This window comes from Streptomyces sp. (assembly GCF_031181555.1).
Lineage (GTDB): Bacteria > Actinomycetota > Actinomycetes > Streptomycetales > Streptomycetaceae > Streptomyces > Streptomyces fimbriatus.
The window spans coordinates 1-5,816 of sequence record NZ_JAPSKQ010000259.1 but is presented as its reverse complement, the minus strand read 5'-3'; the positions used below and the strand labels follow the sequence as shown (position 1 = coordinate 5,816).

Below are 5,816 nucleotides of genomic sequence, written 5' to 3'. Positions count from 1 at the left end.
CCCTTGTCCGTGGCCGGTGAAACCTTCGAGGCCCGCGCGAAGCGCCATGGCACCCGCGGCCTCCGACCGCCCGGCCCCCTGCCCGTCGCCGGTCGGTCCTCCGAGGCCCGCGCGGGACGCGTTCCCCCGGCCCGGGCCGGGTGCCGGAGCGCCCGGAGCCGCCGGCCTCCCGCGGGGCCGCCGTCCTTCGGCCGGCCCTCGCGCGGCTGCTCCCCGCGCGGCCTGCCGATCCTCGGCGTCCGCCCCGGCCGCTCCGGCCGCCCCGCTCGCTCGCCGTGAGGGGTGCGGCACCGCCAGTCCCGTACCGCCAGGGCCGTCACGACCGCCACCAGTCCGATCCACGCCAGCGTCGCGCCTCCCACCTGCCACCACACCGGCCCGAACCGGGAGAGCGCGGCCACCCCCAGCGGCCCGCCCGCGAGCGCCGCCAGCACCGCCAGCAGGACCGCGCACAGCACGGCCGTCAGTGCCGCCGCGCCGGCGGTCCGGCCGCGCGACCAGGACGCGGCGGGCGCCCGCCCGGGCCGCCCGCTCCCCGGTCTCCCCCCGTCCCCGCCCGCCGTGGCGCCCCGCCCCACGCACCAGCCCGCCACCGCTCCGGCCAGCACCGGCACCGCCCCGGTCGCCCAGTGCACCGGTGTCCCCGCCCCCGCGTCCGGTACCGCCGCGAGCAGCGGGAACGGCGGCAGCAGCGGGGCCGGTGCGGAGGAGAGCGGGGTCACGAGGGTGCCGGTGCCGAGGAGGAAACCGGGGCCGAGGGCGTAGGCCGTCGCCCACACCGCGGCGTTCGGCAGCAGCGTGACACCGAGCAGCAGCACCGCCAGCCGGCCCGACCAGCCCTCCGTGAGCCGCAGGAAGGCCCTCTGGGCCTCCCCGCCGTGCCACCCCAGCGAGACCATCAGCAGCAGCGCCCCGCCGCCGACCAGTACCGCCGTCCCGGCCGCCGCCGCCCGCGCCGCGACCCCGGGGCGGCCGTCCGGGCCGAGGACCAGATGACGCGCCCCCCTCGGCAGCACCCTGCCCAGGCTCCGCTCCAGCGGCCCGCTCGGGCGGCCGTACGCCGTCCACACCCCCGCCCCGGCGGCCACCACGGCGACCAGCGGCACGCACACCCCGGCCGACGTCCACTCCGGTCGCAGCGCACCGTCCGCGGCGTAGAGCGCGGCGGGTGCGCCGACGGCGAGGTAGCCGAGGACGACGCCCGCCCATGCCGTCCGGCCGGGGGCGAGCGGAACGCCGCCCGCCGCGTCCCCGTCCGCGGCGTCGCGGGCCGCCCGGTGCAGCAGCCACACCGGCAGCGCGAGCAGCAGCAGCGGCGGGACGCCCACGGGTGCGGGGGCGCCGGAGAGTGTGTCGGCGCGGACGAGTTCGGCACCGTGCGCCAGCAGCCACAGCGCCGCGGCGATGTGCAGCGCGCCGCCCGCTCCGCTGTCCGGGTAGGGCGAACTGATCCACAGCAGGATCACGAGCATGGCGAACGCCGCGAGCCCCAGTCCGGCCGCGAGGGCGCCGCCGAGGAGACCGGCGGCCAGTCCGGGCGAGCGGTCACGCATCCGGATGAGCAGGAGGGCCGGCGTCGATCGGCGGACGGTCGTCTGGATCACGTCCGCCATGCTCCCAACGACACGCGCTTTCCCGGTGTAACGAGCCAAGCTCCGCTGTGTCGCCCAATATACGTTTATGTACTTTTTTGTGCGAAGGGGTGACCAGTGACGCGGAGGTCTGCCGCCCCCCTCCCTCCGCCCGGGGAACGCCGACGCCTGCGCGAGGCGGGCTCGCTGACGCCCGCTCAGCTCGCCGCACGCGTGGGCGTCAGCGCCGGGGCGGTGCGCGCGTGGGAGTCCGGCCGCGCCACGCCGCGCGGCCGGAGCCGGGAGGCGTACGCGAAGCTGCTGGCCGCCTTGGCGGAGCCCGCGGCGAAGGCGGGGGCGCGGGAGTCCGCCCCGGCCGGCCTCCGGGAGGGCCCGGACCCGGCCGTGGTGGCGGTGCGCCTGAAGGAGCCGGTCCCCGGCACACGCCACGGCCCGGTCGCGCCGGAGCCGTCGGCGTTCACGCAGACGCCTCCGCCGTCCTCGCCGAGCACCCCGGCAGCGGCCGTCCCGCCCGAGGAACAGGACTCCCCCGGCCCGGCGTCCGGCCTGACGCCGGCTCAGGCCTTCGACGCGCTGTACGCGTTCTGCGCCCCCGCCCTCGTCCGGCAGACGTACCTGCTGACCGGACGCCGCGACCTGGCGCGCGAGTCCGTGGAGCAGGCCTTCCAACGGGCCTGGGAGCGCTGGCCCGAGGTGGCCCGCGACCCGGACCCGGCCGGCTGGGTGCGCGCGGCGGCGCACGAGTGGGCGCTCTCCCCCTGGCACCGGTACCGCCCCCGGTACCGGCACCCCGAACCGCCGCTCTCCGACCCGTCCGACCGTGCCCTGCTGGAGGTCCTGCTGCACTTGCCGCCGCCGTACCGCCGCACGCTCCTGCTGCACGACGGGATCGGCCTCGGCCTGCCCGACACGGCCGCGGAGACGGAGGCCAGCACCCCGGCCACCGCCGGCCGGCTGCTGTACGCGCGCGAGACCGTAGCCACCCGGCTGCCGGACCTGTCGGACCCGCGGGTGCTGCACCGGCGGCTGGCCGAGCTGGCCTCCACCGAGCGGCTGCGGGCGGCCGAACCGCCGGCGGTGCGCGACGGCAGCGAGCGCCGGGCCCGCTCCTGGACCCGGGCCGCCATCGCCTTCACGGCCGCCCTGATCGGCGCCACGACGCTCGCCCTGTGCACCGCCCCCACCGGCTACGAGCCGCCGGTGCCGCCGGGGGAGACGGTCCGGGGCGTGCCGCCGAGGGTGGCTCCCGGTCCCCTGTCGGAGGACCAGCGGGAGCTGCGCTCCAAGCTCCGGGAGGAGTTGCTGCACGGACCGGAACGGCTGGCACCGCAGCCGCGGTGAGGCCCCCGGTCCCGGTCCCGAAACGCGGACGGGCCCGTCCCCCCGGGGGGACGGGCCCGTCCGTGCGGTGCGGTGGCTCAGCCCGCGAGGATCTCGCGCGCCAGCTTCGCCGTCTCGGTCGGCGTCTTGCCGACCTTGACGCCGGCGGCCTCGAGGGCCTCCTTCTTCGCCTGGGCCGTGCCGGAGGAGCCGGAGACGATGGCGCCGGCGTGGCCCATGGTCTTGCCCTCGGGCGCGGTGAAGCCCGCGACGTAGCCGACGACCGGCTTGGTCACGTTGTCCTTGATGAAGGCCGCGGCCCGCTCCTCGGCGTCGCCGCCGATCTCGCCGATCATGACGATCAGGTCGGTGTCGGGGTCGTCCTGGAAGGCCTTCAGGGCGTCGATGTGGGTGGTGCCGATGATCGGGTCACCGCCGATGCCGACGCAGGTCGAGAAGCCGATGTCGCGCAGCTCGTACATCATCTGGTACGTCAGCGTGCCGGACTTCGAGACCAGACCGATGCGGCCCGGCTTGGTGATGTCGGCCGGGATGATGCCGGCGTTCGACTGACCGGGGGTGATCAGGCCGGGGCAGTTCGGACCGATGATGCGGGTCTTGTTGCCCTTCTTGCCGGCGTACGCCCAGAAGGCGGCCGTGTCGTGCACCGCGATGCCCTCGGTGATGACGACCGCGAGCGGGATCTCGGCGTCGATGGCCTCGATGACCGCGTCCTTGGTGAACTTCTCCGGGACGAAGATGACCGTGGCGTCGGCGCCGGTCTTCTCGATGGCCTCCTTGACGCTGCCGAAGACCGGTACCTCGGTGCCGTCGAAGTCGACGCTGGTGCCCGCCTTGCGCGGGTTCACGCCGCCGACGATGTTGGTGCCGGAGGCCAGCATGCGCCGGGTGTGCTTCTGGCCCTCGGAGCCGGTCATGCCCTGGACGATGACCTTGGATTCCTTGGTGAGGAAGATAGCCATGGTGTTCTGTGACCTCGTCCCTTACTTCGCGGCAGCAGCCAGCTCGGCGGCCTTGTCGGCCGCGCCGTCCATGGTGTCCACCTGCTGCACGAGCGGGTGGTTGGCGTCGTTGAGGATCTTGCGACCCAGCTCGGCGTTGTTGCCGTCGAGGCGCACGACCAGCGGCTTGTTGACCTCTTCGCCCTTGCTCTTGAGGAGCTCCAGGGCCTGCACGATGCCGTTGGCGACGGCGTCGCAGGCGGTGATGCCGCCGAAGACGTTGACGAAGACGGACTTGACGTCCGGGTCGCCCAGGATGATCTCCAGGCCGTTCGCCATGACCTCGGCGGAGGCGCCGCCGCCGATGTCGAGGAAGTTGGCGGGCTTGACGCCCTTGTGGGCCTCACCGGCGTAGGCGACGACGTCCAGGGTGCTCATGACGAGCCCCGCGCCGTTGCCGATGATGCCGACCTCACCGTCGAGCTTGACGTAGTTGAGGTTCTTCTCCTTGGCGGCGGCCTCGAGCGGGTTGGCCGCGGCCTTGTCCTGGAGCTCCTCGAACTCGGGGTGGCGGAACTCGGCGTTGTCGTCCAGGGACACCTTGCCGTCGAGGGCGATGACGTCACCGGAGGCGACCTTGGCCAGCGGGTTGACCTCGACGAGGAGGGCGTCCTCCTTGACGAAGACCTCCCACAGCGTGACCAGGACGTCGGCGACCTTGTCGGCGACCTCGGCCGGGAACTTGGCGGCGGCCACGATCTCCTGGGCCTTGGCCTTGTCGACACCGTCGATGGCGTCGATCGCGACCTTGGCGACGGCCTCCGGACGGGTGGCGGCCACCTCCTCGATGTCCATGCCGCCCTCGACGGAGGCGATGGAGAGGAAGGTGCGGTTGGCACGGTCGAGGAGGAAGGAGACGTAGTACTCCTCGAGGATCTCCGGGGCCGTCTCGGCGATCATCACCTTGTGGACCGTGTGGCCCTTGATGTCCATGCCGAGGATGTCCGTCGCGCGGGCGACGGCCTCGTCGGGGGTGGCGGCCAGCTTCACGCCACCGGCCTTGCCTCGGCCGCCGACCTTCACCTGCGCCTTGACGACGGACTTGCCGCCCAGGCGCTCGGTGGCTGCGCGGGCCGCCTCAGGCGTGTCGATGACTTCACCGGCCAGCACCGGTACACCGTGCTTGGCGAAGAGGTCCCTCGCCTGGTACTCGAACAGGTCCACGCGCTTCCGTCCCTATCAGTGATCTCGCGGTTCGTTGGATGCGTGGGCGTGCCGCGAAGGGCAACGTGACGTCCGCTGTGTCACAAGGGAGGCGCACACGGTGTCCGAGCGCGCGGCATGTCCATCTCGCAGGTTATCGCCGCACGGCGGGCCTCTCTAAATCGCGGGTCACACGTGAGCGGTGATACCTGTCACATGATGCCGCCCTCCCTGGCACGGCGTGCCGACGGTGAGGGGCCTCACCGGGCTGGGGTTGACCCGGTGAGGCCCGTGGAGCAGCCCGGAGGAGCGGCGAACGCCCTGCTCTCCGGGTGCGGGGACCGGCCCCCACCCCCATGGGGGCCGGTCCCCCATCCGCGGGATTCGGCCCGGACGCACCGTCGGCTTTCGGCCGTCCGGAGCCCGATGCCCCCGCGGAGTCATTCGTCACCCGCGCGTCGGATCGCGGGTCAGATGCGGTTCACCCGCGGGGTGGCCGGCTCGGCGGGACCCTCGGCTCCGGTGACCGCGTGACCGGCGAGCGCGCCCGCGTCGGCCCGGACGGTCCCGGACAGTTCCCGCGCGAAGGGCGCGGCCTGCCCGCCGACCCCGCGCGCGAACGGGCCGGCCGCTCCGGCCACCCCGCCCGCGAAGGGACGGACGTCGCCGGCGACGCCGTGCGCCATCGCCGTCGCGGCATCGACGGCGTGCCGGGCGGCCTGCCCGGCCCCGTCGGCGG

General features: G+C 74.6%; 4 protein-coding genes and 1 pseudogene. 1 reads left to right on the top strand and 4 read right to left on the bottom strand.

Annotated elements, in window-relative coordinates; genetic code table 11:
- The coding region (locus tag RIM90_RS30070) for a DUF6350 family protein (protein ID WP_309063901.1) at nt 1-1,613 on the bottom strand (1,613 nt) is incomplete at its 3' end.
- A 96-nt stretch (nt 1,614-1,709) separates the two neighbouring features.
- On the opposite strand from RIM90_RS30070, the gene RIM90_RS30065 reads away from it, so the two are divergent.
- Nucleotides 1,710-2,933 carry a helix-turn-helix domain-containing protein gene (locus RIM90_RS30065; RefSeq protein ID WP_309063900.1) on the top strand — a complete coding sequence of 408 codons (1,224 nt, stop codon included), beginning with the start codon at nt 1,710-1,712 and terminating at the stop codon, nt 2,931-2,933.
- Between the two features lie 77 nt (nt 2,934-3,010).
- Here RIM90_RS30065 and sucD read toward each other — a convergent pair whose 3' ends face one another.
- The 3 genes and pseudogenes from sucD to RIM90_RS30050 all read right to left on the bottom strand — a co-directional run.
- Nucleotides 3,011-3,895: a succinate--CoA ligase subunit alpha gene (gene sucD, locus RIM90_RS30060; RefSeq protein ID WP_309063899.1), complete on the bottom strand. Its 885-nt coding sequence runs from the start codon at nt 3,893-3,895 to the stop codon at nt 3,011-3,013.
- Between the two features lie 21 nt (nt 3,896-3,916).
- Nucleotides 3,917-5,098, bottom strand: a complete 1,182-nt coding sequence (gene sucC / locus RIM90_RS30055) for an ADP-forming succinate--CoA ligase subunit beta (RefSeq protein WP_309063898.1) — start codon at nt 5,096-5,098, stop codon at nt 3,917-3,919.
- Nucleotides 5,099-5,547: 449 nt separating this feature from the next.
- Nucleotides 5,548-5,816 (bottom strand): annotated as a pseudogene (locus RIM90_RS30050) (hypothetical protein); the annotation flags it as partial.

Excerpts from the sequence above, each read along its gene's own strand:
- sucD (WP_309063899.1), bottom strand. The coding sequence starts at position 3,895 with ATGGCTATCTTCCTCACCAAGGAATCCAAGGTCATCGTCCAGGGCATG.